Source organism: Mesobacillus jeotgali (assembly GCF_014856545.2).
Lineage (GTDB): Bacteria > Bacillota > Bacilli > Bacillales > Cytobacillaceae > Mesobacillus.
In genome coordinates this window covers 2791917-2814075 of sequence record NZ_CP109811.1, presented here as the reverse complement: position 1 = coordinate 2814075, position 22159 = coordinate 2791917, and the positions used below count along the sequence as shown (strand labels likewise).

At 38.9% G+C, this 22159-nt stretch carries 31 protein-coding genes, 1 pseudogene and 1 other annotated feature; of the genes and pseudogenes, 25 read left to right on the top strand and 7 right to left on the bottom strand.

Annotated elements, in window-relative coordinates:
* Positions 1-4: 4 nt before the first annotated feature.
* Both FOF60_RS14370 and FOF60_RS14365 read right to left on the bottom strand, forming a co-directional pair.
* A complete protein-coding gene (locus FOF60_RS14370) occupies positions 5-433 on the bottom strand; it encodes a hypothetical protein (protein WP_192471782.1) in 429 nt (142 codons plus the stop codon).
* Between the two features lie 99 nt (positions 434-532).
* The gene (locus tag FOF60_RS14365; RefSeq protein WP_023614298.1) at positions 533-670 is read right to left on the bottom strand and encodes a hypothetical protein; all 138 of its coding nucleotides are present in this window, start codon (positions 668-670) and stop codon (positions 533-535) included.
* A gap of 202 nt (positions 671-872) precedes the next feature.
* On the opposite strand from FOF60_RS14365, the gene FOF60_RS14360 reads away from it, so the two are divergent.
* The 4 genes from FOF60_RS14360 (at position 873) to argS (ending at position 3966) form a co-directional block, all read left to right on the top strand.
* Entirely contained in the window at positions 873-1073 is a 201-nt protein-coding gene (locus FOF60_RS14360; RefSeq protein ID WP_192471783.1) for a hypothetical protein, read from the top strand.
* The gene (locus FOF60_RS14355) at positions 1074-1343 is read left to right on the top strand and encodes an OsmC family protein (protein WP_192471823.1); all 270 of its coding nucleotides are present in this window, start codon (positions 1074-1076) and stop codon (positions 1341-1343) included.
* 144 nt (positions 1344-1487) lie between these two features.
* The gene (locus tag FOF60_RS14350; RefSeq protein ID WP_192471784.1) at positions 1488-1964 is read left to right on the top strand and encodes a GNAT family N-acetyltransferase; all 477 of its coding nucleotides are present in this window, start codon (positions 1488-1490) and stop codon (positions 1962-1964) included.
* A gap of 39 nt (positions 1965-2003) precedes the next feature.
* Positions 2004-2219 (top strand) — a binding site (T-box leader).
* A 43-nt stretch (positions 2220-2262) separates the two neighbouring features.
* Positions 2263-3966: an arginine--tRNA ligase gene (gene argS / locus FOF60_RS14345; RefSeq protein WP_192471785.1), complete on the top strand. Its 1704-nt coding sequence runs from the start codon at positions 2263-2265 to the stop codon at positions 3964-3966.
* Positions 3967-4002: 36 nt separating this feature from the next.
* Here the strand turns inward: argS and FOF60_RS14340 are convergent, their stop codons facing one another.
* Together FOF60_RS14340 and FOF60_RS14335 are read right to left on the bottom strand one after the other, a co-directional pair.
* Positions 4003-4299 carry a HesB/YadR/YfhF family protein gene (locus FOF60_RS14340; protein WP_192471786.1) on the bottom strand — a complete coding sequence of 99 codons (297 nt, stop codon included), beginning with the start codon at positions 4297-4299 and terminating at the stop codon, positions 4003-4005.
* A 139-nt stretch (positions 4300-4438) separates the two neighbouring features.
* Positions 4439-5602: a TIGR04053 family radical SAM/SPASM domain-containing protein gene (locus tag FOF60_RS14335; protein WP_192471787.1), complete on the bottom strand. Its 1164-nt coding sequence runs from the start codon at positions 5600-5602 to the stop codon at positions 4439-4441.
* Positions 5603-5851: 249 nt separating this feature from the next.
* Between FOF60_RS14335 and FOF60_RS14330 the strand changes: the two genes are divergently transcribed.
* The 8 genes and pseudogenes from FOF60_RS14330 to FOF60_RS14295 all read left to right on the top strand — a co-directional run bounded on the left by FOF60_RS14330 (position 5852) and on the right by FOF60_RS14295 (position 10724).
* Positions 5852-6316, top strand: a complete 465-nt coding sequence (locus tag FOF60_RS14330; RefSeq protein ID WP_192471788.1) for a hypothetical protein — start codon at positions 5852-5854, stop codon at positions 6314-6316.
* A gap of 134 nt (positions 6317-6450) precedes the next feature.
* Positions 6451-6654: a DUF1657 domain-containing protein gene (locus FOF60_RS14325; protein ID WP_192471824.1), complete on the top strand. Its 204-nt coding sequence runs from the start codon at positions 6451-6453 to the stop codon at positions 6652-6654.
* 57 nt (positions 6655-6711) lie between these two features.
* Positions 6712-6915 (top strand): DUF1657 domain-containing protein, encoded by a 204-nt coding sequence (locus FOF60_RS14320; protein WP_192471789.1) that lies wholly within the window; start codon positions 6712-6714, stop codon positions 6913-6915.
* Positions 6916-6925: 10 nt separating this feature from the next.
* Positions 6926-7785, top strand: a pseudogene (locus tag FOF60_RS14315) (DUF421 domain-containing protein).
* Between the two features lie 101 nt (positions 7786-7886).
* On the top strand, positions 7887-8318 hold the full coding sequence (locus tag FOF60_RS14310; protein WP_192471790.1) for a hypothetical protein: 432 nt from the start codon (positions 7887-7889) through the stop codon (positions 8316-8318).
* Positions 8319-8691: 373 nt separating this feature from the next.
* Complete coding sequence (locus FOF60_RS14305) at positions 8692-9708, top strand: C40 family peptidase (RefSeq protein WP_192471791.1); 1017 nt, start codon at positions 8692-8694, stop codon at positions 9706-9708.
* Between the two features lie 253 nt (positions 9709-9961).
* Complete coding sequence (locus tag FOF60_RS14300; RefSeq protein WP_192471792.1) at positions 9962-10318, top strand: STAS domain-containing protein; 357 nt, start codon at positions 9962-9964, stop codon at positions 10316-10318.
* Between the two features lie 4 nt (positions 10319-10322).
* Positions 10323-10724 (top strand): anti-sigma regulatory factor, encoded by a 402-nt coding sequence (locus FOF60_RS14295; RefSeq protein ID WP_192471793.1) that lies wholly within the window; start codon positions 10323-10325, stop codon positions 10722-10724.
* 75 nt (positions 10725-10799) lie between these two features.
* Here FOF60_RS14295 and FOF60_RS14290 read toward each other — a convergent pair whose 3' ends face one another.
* Positions 10800-10934 carry a BA3454 family stress response protein gene (locus FOF60_RS14290; protein WP_158651627.1) on the bottom strand — a complete coding sequence of 45 codons (135 nt, stop codon included), beginning with the start codon at positions 10932-10934 and terminating at the stop codon, positions 10800-10802.
* Positions 10935-11298: 364 nt separating this feature from the next.
* On the opposite strand from FOF60_RS14290, the gene FOF60_RS14285 reads away from it, so the two are divergent.
* From FOF60_RS14285 to FOF60_RS14270, 4 genes are all read left to right on the top strand, one after another.
* A complete protein-coding gene (locus FOF60_RS14285; protein ID WP_192471794.1) occupies positions 11299-11448 on the top strand; it encodes a hypothetical protein in 150 nt (49 codons plus the stop codon).
* A gap of 324 nt (positions 11449-11772) precedes the next feature.
* On the top strand, positions 11773-12381 hold the full coding sequence (locus FOF60_RS14280) for a hypothetical protein (protein ID WP_192471795.1): 609 nt from the start codon (positions 11773-11775) through the stop codon (positions 12379-12381).
* Between the two features lie 440 nt (positions 12382-12821).
* Entirely contained in the window at positions 12822-13211 is a 390-nt protein-coding gene (locus tag FOF60_RS14275; protein WP_264647566.1) for a hypothetical protein, read from the top strand.
* 126 nt (positions 13212-13337) lie between these two features.
* Positions 13338-13796: an STAS domain-containing protein gene (locus FOF60_RS14270; RefSeq protein ID WP_192471796.1), complete on the top strand. Its 459-nt coding sequence runs from the start codon at positions 13338-13340 to the stop codon at positions 13794-13796.
* A 49-nt stretch (positions 13797-13845) separates the two neighbouring features.
* Here FOF60_RS14270 and FOF60_RS14265 read toward each other — a convergent pair whose 3' ends face one another.
* Entirely contained in the window at positions 13846-14271 is a 426-nt protein-coding gene (locus tag FOF60_RS14265; protein ID WP_192471797.1) for a CBS domain-containing protein, read from the bottom strand.
* 133 nt (positions 14272-14404) lie between these two features.
* Between FOF60_RS14265 and ltaE the strand changes: the two genes are divergently transcribed.
* A complete protein-coding gene (gene ltaE, locus FOF60_RS14260; RefSeq protein WP_192471798.1) occupies positions 14405-15430 on the top strand; it encodes a low-specificity L-threonine aldolase in 1026 nt (341 codons plus the stop codon).
* 39 nt (positions 15431-15469) lie between these two features.
* Here the strand turns inward: ltaE and FOF60_RS14255 are convergent, their stop codons facing one another.
* Complete coding sequence (locus FOF60_RS14255) at positions 15470-16255, bottom strand: GNAT family N-acetyltransferase (RefSeq protein ID WP_192471799.1); 786 nt, start codon at positions 16253-16255, stop codon at positions 15470-15472.
* 173 nt (positions 16256-16428) lie between these two features.
* Here FOF60_RS14255 and FOF60_RS14250 point away from each other — a divergent pair, with 173 nt between their 5' ends.
* From FOF60_RS14250 to FOF60_RS14215, 8 genes are all read left to right on the top strand, one after another.
* Positions 16429-16734, top strand: coding sequence for an antibiotic biosynthesis monooxygenase family protein (locus FOF60_RS14250; RefSeq protein ID WP_192471800.1), 306 nt, complete (start codon positions 16429-16431; stop codon positions 16732-16734).
* On the top strand, positions 16731-17087 hold the full coding sequence (locus FOF60_RS14245) for a hypothetical protein (RefSeq protein WP_192471801.1): 357 nt from the start codon (positions 16731-16733) through the stop codon (positions 17085-17087). Before FOF60_RS14250 ends, FOF60_RS14245 begins: the two co-directional genes overlap by 4 nt.
* 22 nt (positions 17088-17109) lie before the next feature.
* Positions 17110-17772, top strand: a complete 663-nt coding sequence (locus tag FOF60_RS14240) for a cobalamin B12-binding domain-containing protein (RefSeq protein WP_192471802.1) — start codon at positions 17110-17112, stop codon at positions 17770-17772.
* Positions 17773-17953: 181 nt separating this feature from the next.
* The gene (locus tag FOF60_RS14235) at positions 17954-18505 is read left to right on the top strand and encodes an STAS domain-containing protein (RefSeq protein WP_192471803.1); all 552 of its coding nucleotides are present in this window, start codon (positions 17954-17956) and stop codon (positions 18503-18505) included.
* A 410-nt stretch (positions 18506-18915) separates the two neighbouring features.
* A complete protein-coding gene (locus FOF60_RS14230) occupies positions 18916-20196 on the top strand; it encodes a S8 family peptidase (RefSeq protein WP_192471804.1) in 1281 nt (426 codons plus the stop codon).
* A 180-nt stretch (positions 20197-20376) separates the two neighbouring features.
* On the top strand, positions 20377-21306 hold the full coding sequence (locus FOF60_RS14225) for a helix-turn-helix domain-containing protein (RefSeq protein ID WP_192471805.1): 930 nt from the start codon (positions 20377-20379) through the stop codon (positions 21304-21306).
* Complete coding sequence (locus FOF60_RS14220; protein WP_192471806.1) at positions 21303-21608, top strand: hypothetical protein; 306 nt, start codon at positions 21303-21305, stop codon at positions 21606-21608. The genes FOF60_RS14225 and FOF60_RS14220 overlap by 4 nt, the downstream gene beginning before the upstream one ends.
* A gap of 342 nt (positions 21609-21950) precedes the next feature.
* Positions 21951-22079, top strand: a complete 129-nt coding sequence (locus FOF60_RS14215; protein WP_264647565.1) for a hypothetical protein — start codon at positions 21951-21953, stop codon at positions 22077-22079.
* Positions 22080-22159: the final 80 nt, after the last annotated feature.

Here is a 22159-nt window from a genome sequence, read left to right as displayed (position 1 = left end):
TTATTCATCGTCTCCTTCGCCGTTTAAGAAATTGGACTGTAGCCTCAAGTTCTTCAAGACGCTGACCTTTTTCTGATAACTGGATTTTGGCTTGATTCAATTCCTCTCTTACTTCACTCAATTCAGCTGCAAGCTGTTCAACCTTAAGGTTTAAGGTCGAAGAGTTAGAGTCTTCTTTTTTATTTTCTGTTTGGTTTAAAGTTCTTGAAAGTAAAGACAAAGTAGTAGGGTTTATAAAACTTTGTGCAGTAGTCACCAGAGAATTAATTGTTTCTGCATTCGGTTTATTTTCATTATTTGCTTGACTATTATCGTTTGTTTTCTCGTTTTCTGGCAGTTTCTTTAGGATCGCCTGTGTAAAATTAAGTATTTCATTTAATGAAGGATCTTTTTTAAAACTGTCAATATGCGGCTTCATATCATTCTCATTCATAATATACACCCTTTCTATCAAAATTAAAATCTCCCCGGCCATTACCGGTTTAGCCAGGGAGATTGTAAGGAAGTTCAGGTCTCGTATCTCTCGAAGAGATTAAGCTGCACCATTTTCTACAGCAATTACTTCACCGATGCAAGTGTAAAGGACATCAGCTAAAGCATCCTGACCCAACAAGATCGCAACGACCAAAGCAAGTGCCAGCAAAAGAACAACAATCGCAGTGATTAACATCTCTCCACCTCCTTCCGTTTAGAAGATAGGTAAGATCCGAACCTTACAACAACATCATATGAAAAAATATCGGACGAGCATCAGCTTGTATCATAGAATAAAAAAGTCGGGCTGCCTATTTTTAATAGTGATAGGTTTTTATTTGAATAATTGCATAAATTCTTATATGTTGGAGTCAGGAATCTAAGGAGGGATCGTATAATTGTCTGAGCCAATCGCACTAACGAAGATAGCAGTGATACAAAAAGATACTCCCAACAAAATCAGGGAGGCATACATTGATGGTTTTAGTGAGCCTTTGATTTTTGGCGTCCATGGGGGTGTAAAGCAGTTCTATGGTGTAAACCCGGAGGTAGAATATCCGTCAACACTTGACCATATTGTTTCTGCAGCAGGCGGTTGACTGGTTGGAACCCTATCTGGCGCGCTGGAGGCGCGTAAAATACCAACCTCACCAGATAAAGTCATGGCTAAAGTCCAAGGAACTATTGAAGCACCGGAAGGAGTCCTTAAAATCACGAAAATCAGCTGTCACTATGAATTGAAGGTACCTGCCGGAAAAAGGGAAGCAGCCGAAAGAGCATTGAATGTCTTTGAACAAGGATGTCCGGTCGCACAAACTTTAAAGGGCTGTATCCAGTTCAAACATACTTGGCATATAGAAGAATACTAGTAAAATGAGTCCTTATCTAATAAGATGAGGGCTCATTTTACTTTGTTAACAGGGTGATTTATACATTATTTATCTATTTGATAAAAAGGATTTCAGGTTAAATGCACGAATTCTTATTTATAACTTTTAAAAAGGGGAATCCATGTGATTGATTTAGTACGTGTGAAACAAGGAGAGGAACAAATTCTTCAAAATTTAGTCCAATTTTATATTTACGAATTTACCGTTTTTCAGGATATCAAGCTTGAAGTGAATGGCAGCTTTGCTCCATTTGATTTAAATCCATACTGGTCTGAAGCAGATTTACATGCTTTTTTTATTTTGCATGATGGGGAGTTTGTAGGTTTTGCAATGGTTGAAAGTGGAGACCCCAATGTCATCCTTGAATTTTTTATCATGAGGAAATTCTACCGAAAAGGATTTGGAAAGGAAGCGGCCATCAAGCTGTTTGATCTATTCCCTGGGAACTGGAGCATTACCCAGGTCGAGAAAAATGAGCCGGCCAGGAGCTTTTGGCGCAAGGTAATTGGCGATTATACCGGCGGCAACTATATTGAAAAGTTCGATGAACATAAGCGTTCAATCCAAGAGTTTGATTCGCTGATGATCGTAAAAAATTGATTGCAAAATGGTTCTTTGATTGTTTATAATGGTAAAAATATCAAATCGATGAAAAAGAGAGTAATTATTCCAGATTTGCTTTAGCGAGCCAGGGACGGTGGAAGCCTGGTGCAAATGAATAATGAAGCGCACTTTTGAGATGCTTGCCTGAAAACCAGTAGGGCCGGCCGGGATTTATACCCGTTATCAATGAAAGCAGGTTCCTTATAATGGAACAATTTGAGTGGTACCGCGGGAAAAACTCTCGTCTCTTATTTAAGAGACGGGAGTTTTTTATTTTTATCAGGGAGGCTTTTTAATGAATTATCTAAAACTTTATTCAGAATTGCTTGCTGCTCGGCTTGATGGCCTTCTTTCTCCTAATGAAATAGAGGTGTTAATTGAGAAACCGAAATTTTTGCATCAGGGAGACCTAGCATTTCCATGTTTCCAACTGGCGAAAAAGATGAGGAAGCCTCCCTTTGAAATAGCTCGAGAATTAAGTTCGCGCTTGCAAAGCGGGGTCGGTGAATCATTGGATCGTTTCGAAGCAGTTGGCGGCTATGTAAATGCATTTTTAAATAAAACGAAAGTTGCCAGAGAACTTATAAATGAAATAGGGCAAAAGAAGAACCATTATGGTGATCTTGATATTGGTGAAGGTCAGGCTGTAACAATTGACCTTTCATCACCCAATATTGCTAAGCCTTTTTCCATGGGTCATCTGCGATCAACCGTTATAGGGAATTCACTTTCGCTTATTTATGAAAAATGTGGTTACAGAACAGTGAAAATCAATCATTTAGGAGACTGGGGAACTCAGTTCGGCAAACTAATCACGGCATATAAGCTCTGGGGCAATGAAGAAAAGGTGAAGGCGGAACCGATTCAGGAACTGCTTGCGCTGTATATAAAATTTCATGAAGCCGCAGAAAGTCAGCCGAAGCTTGAACAAGAGGGCCGCGATTGGTTCAGACGTCTTGAAAATGGCGATCCTGAAGCACTTAGACTTTGGAAGTGGTTCAAGGATGAATCATTGAAGGAGTTTAAGAAGATATACAATCTTTTGGGAATAGAGTTTGATTCATATGCTGGTGAAGCTTTTTATAATGATAAGATGGAACCAATCGTGGAAATGCTGCGAGAAAAGGGGCTGCTTGATGAATCTGATGGGGCGCAAGTAGTCAAATTGGATGACCTAGAACTTCCGCCTTGTCTTATAAAAAAATCAGATGGAGCCACCTTGTATGCTACAAGGGATTTAGCGGCGGCCTTATACAGGTTCGAAGAGTATTTTTTTGTGAAATCATTATATGTGGTTGGAAATGAGCAAAGTCTTCACTTTAAACAGATAAAAGCAGTGCTTGCCAAAATGGGTTTTCAATGGGCGGATGGTATTACTCATATTCCATTTGGGATGATGTTAAAGGACGGCAAAAAAATGTCCACTAGAAAAGGCAAGGTCGTTTTGCTTGAAGATGTTCTCGAGGATTCTATTCAGCTGGCGGAAAGAAATATTGAAGAAAAAAATCCATCTTTGGTCAATAAAATAGATGTTGCCAAAATGATTGGTACCGGTGCCGTTGTTTTTCATGACCTTAAGAATTTCCGCATGAATGATATAGAGTTTTCCCTTGAAGAGATGCTAAAAGTAGAAGGTGAAACAGCACCTTATGTTCAGTATACAAATACCCGGGCACAATCATTGTTGAAAAAGGGGGCATTACAAGATGAAGCTGTTAACGAGGACACCAATCTGGCAGCCGTTGCTGAATGGCCAGTGATCACTGAGCTGCAAATGTTCCCGGATACCATCAAGAAAGCGGTTGAAAGAAATGATCCATCCCTTGTTGCTAAATATGTCCTCAATCTGTCCCAGGCGTTTAATAAATATTACGGAGAAGTGCGGATCCTTGGAGATGATGCGGAAAAGAATGCGCGGCTCCAGTTAGTCCATGCTGTCAGCATTGTCCTCGAGGAAGGGCTTAGAATATTGGGGATCAAAGCTCCAAAAGAAATGTAAAAGAGTCCCAGGTAAATACCAGAGACTCAATAGAGTTTAATTGTGTTCTATATAATGGGCGAATATTTCACCAGCGGTGTCGCTGTACTTAAGTTCAACATCTGTTTCATCAAAAAACCATGTATCATTTGCTTCAACGTAAAAGGTAATTCCGTCAATCTCATGCTGTTCGGCGGCAATGGCAGGAGCTTCAAGCGAGAAGGCCAGGCTATAGCCCTTGTTCTTGTCGCCAAACCCGGCATATTGAGGGTAAAGGCGGATGTGAAACGGTTTAGGTGTATCAAATTCTTTTTCAAACCATTTGTATGCGTTTTGATCAATCTTGATTGTCATCTTTGCACCATCCTTTCGTTAGTTTTATTGTAAAACCTGAAAGGTCTTGGCTGCCGTGCTTTATGTCACAGTTTTGGCGATGTCATGAAAGTGTCAAAAATGATAAAAAAATACAGCTCCTAAGATGGAGCTGATGATGTTAAAATTTAGTTTCCTTTTTACGCATTGCTCCTGGGATGTAGACACAGAATGGTTCACTGTCCATATAGTCTCCGGTCACTGCATACGTTCTGGAGCGTGAACCCCCGCAAACAAAGCGGAATTCGCATACACCGCATTTTCCTTTATATTTGTCAGGGCTTCGCAAGTCTTTGAAAATAGGGGAATTTCGATATATATCAGCCAAAGGCTTTTCACGGACATTCCCGCCAACAAGCGGCAGGAGTCCAGACGGCATGACATCACCAGTATGGGAAATAAATAAAAATCCGTTTCCGTCATTTACTCCTTTTGGTGCTCGCTTCAAGCCATCAGTCAGAGAGGCCATATCCTTAGTCAAGGTATCCTCATACCGGATCCCATCTGCCTTATTGACCCTGTGTTCCCGAGCCTTTTGTTGAAATACTACACGCCGGTAATGCTGAGCCGCAGTAGTTTTAATATCGTATGGTGCAGATTTGCTTAATTCATAAAGCCACCTGAACACTTTTTCATGCTCGGCTGGAGTCAGGCAGGCATCCAGCTGCCCCCGGCCTGTAGGCACCAGCAAGAAAATGTACCACATGACTACCTTGAGTTCTTTCATTAATTCCGCCATTTGTTCAAGATGGTTGTAATTGTAGCGGGAAATAACGGTATTAAGCTGCAAAGGCATGTTTAAGTCATTCAGGTATTTCACTTTTTCGATTGTAAGGTCGAACGAACCAGGAGTGCCGCGGAAATGGTCATGGATTTCAGGGGTGGGACCATCAAGGCTGAAAGCCCATCTGGAAAGTCCGACTTCCTTGGCCCTTTCCATTTTTTCTATTGTCACATTATCTGTGGCGCTTGGTGTCATGGAGACTCTCATGCCCTTTTTAATCGCATAATCAGCAAGATCAAAAAGATCCTCTCGCATCATACAATCTCCACCTGTAAATACGAGCATGGGATTTCCCATTTCGTAAATTTGGTCAATTAGTGTTATACCTTCTTCAGGCGTCAATTCCTTTGGGTCCGGTTTATTTTGCGCGTCTGCTCTGCAATGCAGACATTTAAGCTGGCAGGCCCTAGTCACTTCCCAGATAACGATGTAAGGATATTCATCAAAATCAACCACAGCAGCATGTCCAGCCGAAGGATGAGAAAATCGAGCTTCATGCATATTTATCACCAACTTTTTATCAATTATTTATTCATTATAAAATAAGAGATGTTATACGCATGTAATGAATGTTACAGGAAATCGAAAATGGATTAAGCCAGGAAAAACTTTATCAGGAATATGAAAAAAATAATAAATTTACCAAACGTAAAATATTGAATTTGAATAAATGTTAACTGAAAATTTGAAACTTATTTACTGATTTCCCCGTCTATTTAATGGGAAGCAATCCGGAAATGGGGGATGGCGGTGAAGAAATCTGTTCCATGGCTAATATTGTCTTTCTTGTTTTTATTATGTGTAATCAGCTGGAGCACTTATAGCCGTTATAAACCCGTTCCTCCTGATTTAGAAGTGGTTGTAGCAAAACATACTGTTGAGGTTAAGCCTGTAACATATTCCTTAAGTAAATGGGGGCGGACTTCGGCGGCTGATAATAATATCGATCCAGCTGTCCTCGCAAGGGAATCTAACCCGATCATTGTTGAATCTGGTGATAACATTAAGCTTTTATTTGAACATTCACCGGATTCTGTGAAATGCTATTTATGGGAAATGAAATCGGGAAAGCTCGCATATGAAGGGTTAAAAGGATACCCTATAAACCTCGAGGATTCGAATGTAGCTTCTGGTGATTATGCATTGGAAATTCGCGCAAGATGGGAAAACGGCTACGTATTGTATAACACAAGAATTATGGTGAACGAAGATTAAAAATAACCTGCCATTGGTTTGCCTAAAGCATACTGGTGGCTTTTTGTATTGAAATAATTTTTAGCCTAGCATATTTCTTTTAAGCCTAGTCATACTAAAACAGTACCAAAAATTTTGGGAAAGAAGGGACCATGATGACAGTTGGAACTCAAGTAAAGCAAACAATCGCAGGTCTAAAAAGTGCTCAGGCAAGTTTAGAAACATTTGCACTTGGAACTGATAACCAACAAGCTAAGCAACTTTATCAGACAGCTGCTCAACAAACTCAGGCAGTTATAGATAGCATTCAACCACGATTGCAGGAAATTGAACAAGAAGAACCACAATACAAACAGTGAAAACGGAAGGAGGGCAGGGGGAACCCGCCCTTTTCCTATATATAGAGGTGAAATAATATGACTATTGCATCAGATGTTAACCAGGTCCTTTCAACGATTAAAGGGATCGAAGCTCAGTTATCTTCTATGGCATTGAATACCAATATTCCTGAAGCAAGCAAAGCTTTTCACGAAAGCATGCTGATCATAGGCGAAATAAAAACGGACCTGCAAAACAGGAAAACTCAGCTTGAAATTGAAGAACCACAGTATAAAAGCTAGAGGTGAGAAAATGAATGATTGGATGCACATTATTATCTCTTCCGTATTGTTGTAGTGACATTATTTGCGATCACGAAAATGGGCGGGAAGAAGCAACTGGCGGAGCTGTCTTTTTTTGAATATGTTTCAGGTATTACTATAGGAAGTATCGCTGGTGAAGTAATAATGGGTTTGGATGGGAATATATTTCACGGTGTATTGGCCATCATAATTTTTGGATCCTTTACATATTTACATGATCTCATCGGAATCAAAAGCAAGAAGTTCAGGGATTTATTTGAAGGAAAAGCGACAGTAATCATTAAAGATGGAAAAATAATGGAAGAGAATTTAAAGAAGGAAAAATATACAATCGATGAATTGAATTCATTATTAAGACAGAAAAATGTTTTTAAAACAGCAGATGTTGAGTTTGCTGTCCTGGAGCCAAAAGGTGATTTAAGTGTATTGCTAAAAAAAGATTTGCAGCCACTAACACCAAAGGATATAAATTTGCCTGTGGCTCCAGAAAAGGAATCCTATACTGTCATAATGGATGGAAATGTATTGTATGACCAATTAGCAGCTACTGGTAAAAACAAAGGATGGCTGGATATTGAGCTAGCTAATTTAAAAGTGACGCTTGACAATGTTTTTTTAGGCCAAGTAGATTCTTATGGGAAATTATTCATTGATACGTACGACGACCAAAATCAGGTTCCATCACCTCAGCCGAGAAAATTATTGCTAGCCATGCTTAATAAGTGCCAGGCAGATCTTGAATTATTTGCTCTTGCGACAGAGTCTTCGAGTACGAAGGAAATGTATATTCAAAACGCGAAGAAATTACAAGAAGCTATACAAAAGGTACAACCTTTTCTTAAAGAGTAAACAGCTCCTATGTAATCTTTTTCCGGAATATCGTTCGGCAGAAATCAAATACTAATTGATGGAGGAGTTTACTCCTCTAATTTAAAAAGGGGTGCTGCCGGATGAATAGATCTGCATGGATTTCTGCGTTAATGAGATCAAATATACCTCAAAACATGATGAAAATGTTCGGGTACAGACCTAAAAGAAATCGCTCCATGACATATTCGATTATGGGAGTTGTAGCAAGTGCTGCGGCAGCTTTTATTTTTCGAAATCAAATGGGAAATGGAATGAGGCAGCTTTTCCAAAATACCAATGCAAGCTCAGCCTTTAATAAGCCGGTAGCTGCAGGAATAACAGAATTTGCAAAAGAGATAACGTCTGGTTTAGATATGAATAAGACAAACAAAACTACAGGTTTCCATTCAACAACCTCTACAAATCCGGAGAGCAGTCAAATGATCAATCAAATTGCATCAGCTGCCAAAGAAACAGGGAATAGCCAGCAGGTGGATCACTTGGCTAATCAATTAATCAAGCGCAACCTTTAATAACATGTAAACATAAACCCCCGCTGTCATGACAGCGGGGGTGTTTTGATTTTCTATCTAGAAAAATCATTACATGTTCAACTTATTAGGTCCTTTTGACCTTGTTATAACTATGAAGGGGGCCAACAGACATAGTTGCTAAAAATTACAACAAGATTAAGCTTATATTTCAATAATGTAACAAAATTAATTATAAAAGGAAAAAAGAGCCTGTAATCCCTGCGAAATTGGGATTTAAGCGAACTTTTGTCATGTAAACGATATTTTTACCAGAGGAAAACTATTCCTTGCAAACCATTATTTATAGATTCAAAACTAGTTTGGGAAACTCTACTATTAATTTTGTAATCGAAATCAAAGGAGTTGCTCTAACATGAAAAAACAGCTTTTGACGGTGGCTGCAACAGCCGGGATTTTATTTACATCATTCAATGGTTCTGCAAGTGCTCATGATAAATTACACACAGTTCAATCTGGAGATTCTTTATGGAAACTTTCAAATATATATAATGTTACTATAAATGATATTCAAAAGTGGAATAATCTATCAAGCTCTACCATCTATGTAAATCAAAAACTATCAGTATTAGCGCCGCACAGTCATTCAACTGATGCTAGTACTGCCGTAGGCACATCCGGTTCTACGTATGTCGTAAAGACAGGCGATACGTTATGGGGAATATCAAAATCATATGGAATGTCCATTAGCGGACTTAAATCATTGAACGGACTTAAATCTGATGTGATTCATCCTGGACAAAAATTAAAAGTATCTGGGACTGCAGCTACCACGGCTTCAACTGCACCAGCCAGCTCATCCAGCACATATACAGTCCGTAGCGGTGACAATTTGTCAACGATTGCTGCTCGCCATAATTTATCGCTATCACAATTGATGTCTATTAACAATTTGAAGTCGCATGTAATTTTCCCTGGACAGGTATTGAAGCTATCAGGCTCAGCTTCAACACCAGTTGCTACTAATGTTTCATCAGCAAACACTCCTGTTATGGCAACGTATGGTTCTACCTCTAAGGTAAACTCATTAATTGCTGAGTCCAAAAAGTATATCGGTGTCCCTTATGTTTGGGCAGGAAGTACGCCGGCAGGGTTTGATTGTTCAGGATACTTAAACTATGCATATAGCAAAGTCGGAATTTCAATCCCGAGAACAGTCGCATCCATTTGGGATGCTACAAAACCTGTTTCTTCACCACGTGTAGGAGACCTAGTGTTTTTTGAGACATATAAGCCAGGTCCGTCCCATGCAGGTATTTATCTAGGCGATGGTAAATTTATTCATGCCGGTTCTTCAAGAGGAGTAGAAATCAGTGACATGAATAATTCTTACTGGAAGCCGCGTTACCTGGGAGCAAAAACTACATTTTAGACAGTTGTTTAAACCTTTACCCAGGCCTTTGACTTTTAAAACCTCCTGACTGGAGGTTTTTTATTTTTTTTAGCCTATGTGCTTATCATACATTAAACACTGCTTTTAATTTGTAAACCACTTGTTATATAGCGTATAATCCAATTAAAATCTTATTTGCTAACGTGCAAGTGTTTGGATGCAGACCACCTTGAATGAAATTTATTTGTACATAGTGAATTCTGGTGAGTTTAATGATTTGGAGGCATATAAAATGAGAATTCCTATATTAAAATTAAAGGATTATTTATTAGTTTCAATTCAAGTAGAACTAGACGACCAAACGGTACTGACTTTTCAAGAGGACTTATTGAATAAAATTAAGGATACAGGAGCGAAAGGTGTTGTCATCGATTTGACTTCTGTCGATATGATTGATTCGTTCATTGCCAAAGTATTGGGCGATGTAATCGTAATGACAAGCCTGATGGGCACGAGAGCTGTCCTGACAGGTATCCAGCCGGCGGTCGCCATTACTTTGATAGAACTTGGCATAACATTGGAAAATGTCCATACTGCACTGGATCTTGAACAAGGAATTTCGATATTAAGCCAATTGTTAGAGGGTTAACCAGATGACAGAACCGATTATTATTAATATTAATAATGAATTTGATATAGTGCTTGCCCGTCAGAAAGGGAGAGAAATCTCTAAAGAACTCCAATTTGGTGGCGTAGACCAGGCAAGAATAACGACAGCAATATCGGAACTCGCAAGAAACATTTATTTGTATGCGGGAAGCGGCCAGATTACTATTAACGTCTTAGAAGATAATGGACGAAGAGGGATTCAGATATCTGCTGCTGATAATGGGCCGGGTATAAATGATATAAGGATGGTCTTGCAGGACGGGTTTTCTACCTCAGGTGGTCTTGGTGCAGGACTTCCGGGGGTTAAAAGGTTAATGGACAGTTTTGATATCGATTCCATGCCGGGAACAGGGACAAAGATTACGATTACGAAATGGGCCAGATAAAAGGAACAAGGATTCTAAAAAATGAAAACCAAAATAAAAAGGATGTTCAGCCAAATTGAACATCCTTTTCCCTATTTAAAAGAGCCATTGCTCCTGAACTTGCTTACGTGCCATCTCTAAAATTTCTTCCTCTGATGTTTCACGGTCTGCAATGACATTTGTTAAATAATTTTTCCCCTTTAGATCCACCGTTACTGTTATTTCTCTCATTATACATTTTCCTTTCCTTCTGTATTTACATGGTAAGTTAGGTTCATTTACGTAATCTTTGTTGCTTTCACACCGGTGTAGTATTACGGATTGTTTTCTTTATCCGTTTCGGAAGCTTCTAAAACTCCGATACCTTTCCAGTTAAGAACGTTCTTGTTAATCTAATTACCATCTATAGAGTTTATGTAAACATCTTGGACTGGCAGAAGTTCATCTTTTATTTGTTTTAAGTGCCTTGGTCTGTCGTGAACATCTGTGAAATTAGATAACTGCAGGGAACTATACATTTGCTCTTCAGCATTTGGGTTTGGCTGTTTTTCTATTAGGGAATAGCATGAATACTAAGGCTAAGGAGGGAATTACCATGGCAGATTCAAAAAATAATCAGCAAAGCTTGGAGGAATACGAACGTGAAAAATTAGGGGAAGCAAAAAAGATTGATGAGTTCAAGGATCAAGGCAGGGTTCCCGATCAGCAAAATCGATTAAAGGACCAGGAAAATCTAAGAAAATAAATAAAAAACAAGCTGGACAATTGTCCAGCTTGTTTTTTATTCCTAGGTAAGAAAATGTGGAGCCGCAATTCATTTGATTGTGCAGACCAATCTGGTTCGGACACTTATAAAATGCTGTTCGGATGATGACAGGGCGCATGAGGGTACTCAAGAGATTGAACCTGTAATTAGCTTGTTTATTCAAACATAATATTATTCAAGGCAGAATTTAATGATGTTCAGCTAGAATTTATGAAAAAAAGCATCTTTTAGGAAGGGAATTTTTTACTTTAAGTGGAATATATATTATGGGAATATAGAGAAAAAGAAAAGGGGATAAATATTTTGAATGCACATAATGCTGACCGAGCGGGGAGTTTGCTGATAACAGTCGCCGTTATTCTTCTCTTCGCATCTGTACCAATTGGTATTTTTATTGTTACTTTCATTCATCAATCGATATACATTGACAAGTCTCACTGGTTCTTTGACAGTCCGATGTCATCCTATGTTGCAATGGTTGCAGTGTTTTTGATCATACCAGTATTATTGATCATTATAGCAATCTATCTTTTCAAAACAGATGAATCGAGAAAGAGAAGTTTCAGTGTTTTTATTGCCTCCGCATTCACACTAGTCATCATGGCTGCAGGAGGCTACTTGAGCATTGACAATTATTATTATATGGACAAGAATGCCTTATATTATGACGAGCTTTGGAAATTAGAACAAACTGTATATCCGTGGGATAAAATTACGGCGATGAAACAAGTCAACAAAAAAGAGGGTGGCACCTTAACACCTGATAAAGTGATTTTCACTTATGATGATGAAAGAATTGAATTGCCGTTGACTCCAAAGCTCAGGAATGAAATTGATCCTGTAATCAGTTATATTGAGAACACCAAAGGCGTCGAACTGGTCATGGAAAATATCACTATAGATGAAGAATAAGCGAAAACCCTTCCATTAGTTTGGCGGAAGGGTTTTTATTTAATTTCAACCGATTAGACATGAAACATCTAATGTTTGACCTTTGAAATAAATACTGAAAACCGTAGGCAAATATAGCAAATGAATAAATGATGCTGAAAAAATACATTGGTTTCAGCCGTTCTAATTGATAGATGTTTATTTTCTTAAAAAACTTAGTAATGGGAAATGCTAATAAATAGTCAATCACCAGATTTATTCCTAAGTACTGCCAGAGATTGCCATAGGCCAGACGGAAAACCCATAGGTTTGTAACAAAAAAAGGGCCCAGTGTGAAACTGAGGTCATTGAAAATCCTGGTTTTGAGACTTCCAGACACTTTCCATAGCTTAAATGGATGAGATATTACCAATAAGATGGATACCATTCCTGTAACAAAAATTGTGACAGGAAGAAACCGTTTGAAGTCACGTTTTGGATATAAGAGTAAAGTGGCCCAGGATATTAACAGCATACCCAGCCTGAATATATTATGTAACATGGTTGCTCCTTTCTTAGATAAACACGTAACATCTGATGTATTTATGAATAGTTTCTCCACATATGCAAAATATAATAATGAGATAAGGAAAATTAATGGTTGTTTAAAGGGAAAAAATCATGATAAATTTAAACATACACATGACTTTTATCCTGTTAAGGAGAATTCTGCCATGATTAATGAAGAAGAAAAATTAATTTTTCTAAAAGAACTTGGACGTTTGATTGATGATTACAAGAGATGCTGTGATGACGAATATCAAGAACAAATTTATGAAGATATCATGCATTTAATTAATGTTATACATTGAGGGTCATAGGATGACCTTTTACTTGCTGCTTCGATAATAGAAGCAGCTTTTTTTCTATACAAAATATTCCTGAAAAGGTATCATAGTTAAAGCAGGGTGAATACGGCATCGGAGGGGTTTGAAATTTTGGATACAAATAGACTCAAGGAGCTAGAGAGAAAAATTCAAGAATATGAGACGATTATCTCTGAAATGTCCGCTCCAATCATACCTTCTATTGTACCTCAGACAATACTGGTACCTATTACAGGGTTAATCCGAGCAGAGCGATTTGATAAAATACGCGGAAAAATTCTTGATTTTATCCATAATAAAGACATAGAAACGGCTATTATAGACTTAACAGATATCAGTGGAGAAAAAATTGAGGACATATGCCTTGAAGAAATAGGCAGGGAGCTTCATGAAATGGCTTCTTCTATCTCGTTGATGGGTGTCAAAACGTTATTTGTCGGAATGAATCCAGAATTGGTCAAGCGGATGGTCCTTGATGGAATAAAATTAGAAGCACAATCATTTTCCACCTTTCAATCAGCCTTAAAGCATTTAATGAAGGAAAAAGGGCTGGAATTCAGAAAAATATAAGGATCAGAATAAAATACCCCGCCAGCCGGCGGGGTATTTTAAAATTAATTTATTTTTCAGGCTCTGCCGGAGTTGAAATATCCTCAAGAGCTTGTCCTGCTTCATCATCAAGCTTTTCGGTCACGGCCAGGTCTCCTAATGATACAATTCCAATCATTTTACCGTCTTCCACAATTGGGAGTCTTCGTATTTGTACATCTGCCATCAAATCTGCAGCCTCCTCAGCCGTCATATGAACGGTGCCGCGCACTGGATCAGTTGTCATGACTTCGGATATGGGTGTATCCATTGAAGTGTTTTGCGCGACTGCTTTCAAAACAATATCCCTGTCAGTGGCCAGGCCTGTCAACTGGTCATTCTCGCAAATAGGCATTACCCCAACATCAAGATCCTTCATTTTAGAGGCTACCTCGTGAATGGGTGTATCAGGACTGCAATATTCTACGTCTCTGGTCATAACTTTTTCGATATTCATACTAAATTCCTCCTTTTTTAGTGTATGTAAAAGAGATACCCGAATGCTTTCCAATAGAAACTGTTAGTTTTTTGCAGGTTCTGTTGGTAGAATATGAATAAATACGAATTTACATAGAAATGAGGGGGAAATAATGATTGACTTAAGAAGCGATACTGTCACAAAACCTACTGAAGAAATGCGCAGAGCAATGTACACAGCAGAGGTGGGTGACGATGTCTATAAAGAGGATCCAACAGTCAGGGAGCTGGAAGAAGCGGCAGCTGAAATACTTGGCAAGGAAGCGGCTTTGTTTGTTACGAGCGGAACACAGGGAAATCAAATTGCTGTTCTAACGCATTGCCGACCAGGACAGGAATTGCTGTTGGAGGAAGAATCCCATATTTTTTATTATGAATCCGGTGCAGTAGCTGCCCTTGCCGGAGTCCAGACCAGGACTATTCCAGGGCACAGGGGAGCAATGGATCCACAGGATGTTTTAAATTCTATTCGAACTGAGGATATCCACTATCCAGAAACAGGGTTGATTTGTTTGGAAAATACCCACAACCGGGCAGGGGGAGCAGTTATTCCGGTTGAAAATATGCAAGCGGTCTATAGTATTGCCCAAGCCAGTAAAGTACCTGTTCATCTTGATGGTGCCAGATTGTTCAATGCTGCAGCGGCTGCAGGTGTGAGTGTGAAGGAATTCGCCAAAAACACAGATACAGTTCAAATATGTCTTTCAAAGGGACTCGGAGCACCAGTTGGGTCAATCATAGCTGGTGATGCAGAATTCATCTCAAAAGCCCGTAAATGGAGGAAGCGTCTCGGCGGCGGTATGAGGCAGGCTGGTGTCATCGCTGCACCTGGTTTGATCGCCCTGACTAAAATGAAAGATAGACTTGGAGAAGATCAATGGAATGCAAGGGTACTGGCAGAAGCAATCGAATCGATCCCTGGAATGAAGCTTGCCAGACAGCCGGAAACAAATATTGTCGTCGCAGATGTAGCAGGCTTGAACATCACTTCTGATATATTTGTAGAGAGGCTTCGCTCGGAAGGAGTCATTTCCGGTACATTTGGCCCTACTTTTGTACGATTTGTAACCCATTACGATGTAAATGAAGATCAAATTCAGACGGCAATTGAAGCGATCATAAAGGCAGCCAGACAATAAGACGAAAGCTGGATGGCTAACATCCAGCTTTATTTGTTATCACCGATACATGGTCCACATCCCGATATCCACGAAGCCCAACCGCTTATATATCCGGCCTGCCTCAGGGTTGTCATAAAAGAGGCATAATGACTTTCCTTCATTCATGATGTCTTTGAATAGTTTTTGCATTACAGCGGTTGCAAGTCCTTTTCGTCGATAATCTTTGTGAGTGCATACCCCAACGATCATAGCAGACATTGAATTTTCCGCAGCTGTGGAAGCTGAAGCAGCCATCTGTCCATCCTGCTCAAGGTAATAGGTTCTCCCGGTACCTGTTTCCATGGATTGCCGTAATATTTTGGATGCATCTGGATTAGGATAAAATTCTTCTATCCCAGCTCTTAATTCAATTATTCGATCCACATCTTCAATATTTGCTTGTTTAATCTCAAATTCTGTTTGCCCCAAAAACTCATCAGTATTACATTCAGCGAAATATGTCACTTGCTTTTTGCCAAGTTCGATCCCAGGTATATTCTCGAATTTTTCAACCAAGTCACTTTTTCCAGATAAGAAAATCTTATCTGGATATGATTTTATAATCTTCGAAAATTCTTTTACGGGTATTGTGCCAGTTTTAGAATAAGGTATGAAAGAGTTGTGAAACCGAAGCAAAACCGCTGATAAATCATGTTCCTCTCCAAAAAAACCCCATAGCTCCTGGAAATCAGAATCATATCCGAACGCCTCTATATCACCAATTATAAAGAGATTCAAGGCAGCTTCATCTTTCAAAAAGTCCATAACCCTTTCGTTATCACTTGCTTTTAGCTTTCTAATCATACCATTTTCTCCCTTTCAAAGCTTTTAAGTATATTATTTTAAATGCAAGAAAAATACAAGTCTTTTTTTATAGGGAAATTCTATTTCTCCTGTGGAAGTCGTTAATTTGAATGCATACACCCAGAAATGTATAATTGCACTATGTCTTAAAAGGAAATAGGGGGAAATGGAGTATGTATATCGTTCATTCCACTGTGAACATACCAGAAGGCAAGGTTGATGAAGTGATTGGCATCTATCAAAAAAGGTCGAGACTGGTAGATGAGTATAAAGGATTCATTTCCTTCCATTTGCTGCAAAATGAACAAACACCATCAGAGTTGACCGTTCAAATCTGCTGGGATTCAAAGGAAAATTACGTAAATTACATTACGAGTGACGCATATAAGAAAGTTCATGAACTTGAGAAGAATTATCCAGATCAGGAACTAGCGTCAATCCGCCCAAAAGTCGGGCGATACAAGGTGGTAGCTGAATGAACACCTCTTTAATCAATTCAATTATAGAAGAAGTTACCGACGGGATATACAGGGATAATCCTATCTTGCTTGGAAAATTTGGAGAAAGCGGGAGGCAAAAATGCAAAGAGGACAATGGTCATCATATAAAATATCTTCAAACAGCTGCTAACATGGATGAGGAAAAATATTTTATTGATTATGCTCAATGGCTAAATGGAATCCTGACTTCCAGAGGGATGAAGACAGAGCATCTTATTGATAATTTTAAAAGACTGATTATTGCTTTTGAAAAGTCGAGTGATGATAAACATTCCAGAGTATTTATCAATATGCTTGAAAGCGCAATTGATTCATTATCAGGTGAGGAATAATAGATGAATGAGGTGAGGTGAGATGGAAAAGGCTATAGAGCTTTCGCAGCTATTGCTTGAAGGCGATCAGGATGCCTCATGGGAACTGCTGGATGACGAAAGAAAGGGCTCGAAAGATAGTCTGTATATTTATGAAAACATCATTACGGCTGCAATGAGACATATCGGTCACTTGTGGGAGACCAATAAAATCACTGTTGCGGATGAGCATTTAGCAACTTCAACCTGTGATTACTTATTGGCACGATACATTTGGCAAAAAGGAAAGGACCAGCCATTCTCTTCTATTGGAAAAAAAGCGATGTTTCTTTGTGTTGAAAGTGAACAGCATTACCTTGGGCTGAAGATGACCAGCCAGCTGTTCAGTGAAAATGGTTGGGAAATAAAATTCCATGGTCCAAACCTTCCACTGGAGTATGTTAAGAAAGCAGCTGAGGAGTGGAAACCGGATGCTATTTGCCTGTCTTTTTCAATCCTGTACCATGCAGAGCACCTTCGTCCCTATATTAAAGAATTAGAAGAGCTTCCGTACCACCCTGTCGTAATTGTAGGTGGCAGACTGTTAAGTCATTATGAATTTGACCGGTATGGTTCGGAACGGACGCTTTTTCTTAAAAACCTGGAAGAAGTAAACGATTGGCTTGGCCGTCATCAGCATGGAGTGAAATCAAATGTCGGATCTTAAATATTTGCCGCAACCGTATTTTTTAATAGACCGTGACTATAATATCCTTGATTTTTCTCAAGTAAGCTCAGAAATATTTTCAATAGGTGATAATTTTCTTGACCTTGTGGACTGGGAAAGCCATGGAAAAATAAAAAACATATTTGGAAATTTGGAAAGCAGGATGGAAGGCGAATTAATCATGAAAACCAAAGAATCTCTTTATGCCCTGTTCGATTTAAGTGTAAATTGGAATGACAGTCGGGGTCATATCATCTGTGTTGAAAAAGACAATCGCCTTAAAGAACTAGAAAGTATTGTTGAAAAACACCGTAAACGGCTGGCAGACACAAATCTTGAACTGCTTGAAAAAAAAGAGCTGGTCGAAAAAACACTTTTCGAGATTAAAAGTCTTTCCTGCCCATTCATTAAGTTAACCAAGAGTACTGCATTGGTGCCTCTTTTTGGAAACCTGGATAGTGAATTGATCAGCCAGAATGAAAAGAGGGTATTGGAAAATTCCCAGGCTGGTGGCTATCAAGAGGTACTGTTCGATTTTAATGGTGTCGGAAATTTAACAAGCGAAGGTGTTGAAGCTTTCGTTGCACTTGTTAAGGAACTGCAGGTCATGGGGCTTCAGCCATGTATTATCGGGATTAAGCCGAATCATGCTTTTTACCTTAATAATTCAAAAACTGTCCCCGATGTGCCTTTTTTAAATTCTCTCAGCAAAGCATTTAAAAAATCTCTTTAGAATGAACACTTCGATAATGATTATCGGAGTGTTTTTTTCTGCTTCAGGAGGCTGTGTTTTGTCCTTTTTCCTAAAATACATCTGTGAAAGCATTTGGTTTCCCAATATTTTCGAATGGTGATTTCCCATTTTTTATTTTGCCAGCAGCAGCTTTCTTCAGTATTAATTAGAGATACCTATATGGAAGAAAACAATATTACAAAGTTAAAGTTCCCAACAGGGAAAGGTTATTGAATTGGAAATGTAAATGGTAAACCTATCCCAATTAAGCGCCAATACAGCGTTTTTATACACCATTTTTCCCAATCAAAACGGCTCGGTTATCTGTTGATATTAGCTGAAAATTTAAAATATACTTATTTCTGCAGCCGGCGAGCTGTAAAATTTTCAAGGGTGAGAGGAGCAAGAGAATGAAAAAGAAGAGAATACTCGGATCCGCAGTACTTAGTTTAGCAATGGGATTTTCGATGTTTGCAACAGGGGCTTTTGGCGCGGGAGTGCAAGAAAGCCAGGATACTTACCGAGTTTTAATTAAAGGTCCGAGTGCAGAACAAGCAAAGGCGAAAGAACAATATGGAAAACGATGGGATTTTGGTAATCAAGGGTTCACAACAGAAGTAAACAGCAAGCAATATCAGGCTCTATTGAAAAATAAGAATATTGAAGTTTCCCAGGTTGGCACCCATACAATCGATGCCCGGGTAGAAGGGAATGGAAACGGTAAAGGCAAGGGCGACTACACTGCGCAGGCGTCTTATCCATCTGACCAGACTCCTTGGGGAATTCAAGCCATCTATAATGATAACTATATCCAGTCTACAAGCGGCGGGAATGGAATCAAGGTAGCCGTTCTTGACACAGGGATCAACCGCAATCACATTGATCTGACTGATAATGTTGAACAGTGTAAAGATTTCACCCAATCTTACTCTTCAATGGTCAATGGATCATGTACTGACCGTCAGGGCCATGGTACACATGTTGCCGGAACTGCTGTCGCGAATGGCGGATACGATGGAGCAGGAGTGTATGGAGTAGCGCCGGAAGCTGAACTTTGGGGCTATAAGGTATTAGGCGATAATGGTTCTGGGTATTCAGATGATATCGCAGGGGCAATCCGTCATGCTGCAGATGAAGGTGTTCGTACAGGAACAAAAGTCGTCATCTCGATGTCATTAGGTTCAAGCGGCAAGGATTCTATGATTGCAAGTGCTGTTGATTATGCATACAGCAGGGGTGCATTAGTAGTAGCTGCTGCAGGTAACAGTGGACCAAGCGCGAACACGATAGGTTATCCTGGTGCCTTAACAAATGCGATTGCAGTAGCTTCACTGGATAATGCTTTCGTAAATGGAACACATAAAGTATCTGACTTTTCATCTCGTGGTAACCCATATACGGACGGCGACTACTATATCCAGGAAAAGGACGTTGAAGTAGCAGCACCTGGCGGCGGAATTTATTCAACAGCCGTAGATGGAAACTATGCTACGATGAGCGGCACATCAATGGCGACGCCACACATCTCTGGCCTTGCAGCTAAACTATGGTCAGCAAATAAATCTTGGAGCAACTCTCAGCTTCGTTCTGAAATCCAAAGACGCGCGAAGCTATATGACATCAAAGGTGGAACAGGAGCAGCTACTGGCGATGACTACGCGTCAGGTTTTGGTTTCCCTCGTGTAAGATAATTCAAACTCACATCCATGCCAGCCATCCGGGTTGATTGACCCGGGTGGCTTTATTTCATTATTTGTTGTACTATATGAAGAAACAATTTATAAAATATAGAATTTTTCAAAAATAGTACTTTTGCACTGTTTAAAAAGTTTAAAAAGATGGTAGATTAAAAGAAAACGGAAGGTGAATGTATGCAGTTTGGACCACTCATAAAATTTTATAGAATTCAGCAAGGTCTAACACAGAAGGAACTGGCAAATGGCATATGTTCAGTTCCCCATTTAAGCAAGATTGAAAGCAATTCAAAGGAAGCCAATGAAGAAACTATGGGCCTGTTGCTCGAAAGGCTTGGCGTCAACCTTGCTTCTATCACAGAAAATGAGGATCAAATTAAACAGCTGGTGGCGGAGCTGAATGAAAAAATTGACTATTTTTTAAACGATGAAGCCGATGAAGTGATGGAAAGATTGAAGGAGTTTGAAGGGATAATTCCATTTACTACGAATCTACATACATATGAATTAACTAAATTTAGATACTTGATTTTTAAAGGGTTGATTCCTGAAGCACAGATACAATATGAACTATTGAATAAGCAGAAGAAAATATTTTCCCAACCTCAAATGGCTTTATTTTCCTATCTGTATGCTGTATGGTTATTAAAGAAGGGATCATACAAAAGAGCAGATGAACTTTTAGACTCCATTGGTAAGGATTCTAAAATCGAGATTGCTAGCGGAGAGATTCTTTATCACAGAGCAATAGCAAAAACTTTATTAGAAGAACCAGGATATGCAATCCATTTTGGAAAGCTTGCTCTTCAGGAATTTATGCTTGAGTATAATTTTAAGAAAATTCTGCACGTAATGATGCTGCTTGGGATCAATTATACTAATACAAAAATTTACGATGAAGCCCAAGAAAATTTCAAGCATTTAATAAGGAATGCAGAAATGTTAAATGAAGAGAGCATGTTACCAGAAATATATCACAATATGGGATATTTACAGAAAAAGGTTCATAACTATAAAGAGGCTTTATACTATCTAGAAAAAAGCAAATCTCTTCAACCAAAGAACACTTTAAATTATTTAATTACCATTATACAATTGGTGAGATGAACTTCGAGTTAAAAGAATATGAAAGAGCCAAAGAGGCCTTTGATGAATCTTTCTTTTTATCAAAACAGTTAGATAATAAGAAATATAGGATTCTTTCAAACTACTATATTATGGCACTCGATTCCCCGGAAAAGTCTCTTGCCTACACCGAATCTAAGGTTATACCTTATTTAGAAGAAAGTGATGGGAAAAGTGAAGAATTAATTTGTTTTTACAAAATGCTATCAAACCATTACCGAAATATAGGTAGGTTTGATCAAGCAGTAAAATATATTGAAAAAATCAGTAATGGAGGAATGTAAAATGAAAAAAATGATGTATGCTCTAATGACAAGCGCAATGGCACTGGGAGTACTAGTGTCCGGCATGCCGCCAATCCTGCCGCCATATTAAGCTGCAGAAAAAAAGGCCAATTTTGGCCTTTTTTTATTTGAACCAATATCCTTCTCTGTATGTATACGAGGCGGTCTTGGCTACTTTAAAACAGATCACTTATAGTTTACCCCGATGAGCTTCTCATTGATCTGCCGAACTTGGGAAAATTTTCTCGATGTTAAATTACCCCCAGAACCCTCATATAATAAACGAACTATTTCACGAAGCCGGACAAAGGTTCTGTCCAGCATAAAATGAGGAGGTTCGGTATGGGAACAATTAGCATGGATATTGACGAGCTGTTGGATGAGACAACGGAAATTGCTGAAAATGATCTGAGCTTTACACTGAACCCAATTGAGATTGACACTTTGCTTGAAATAACTCGCCATTGGTAAAATATTTGTCCGTTCCAGGATTCACTGGGACGGACTTTTTATTTTGATTGGATATATCAGAACGTATGTACTATAATTAA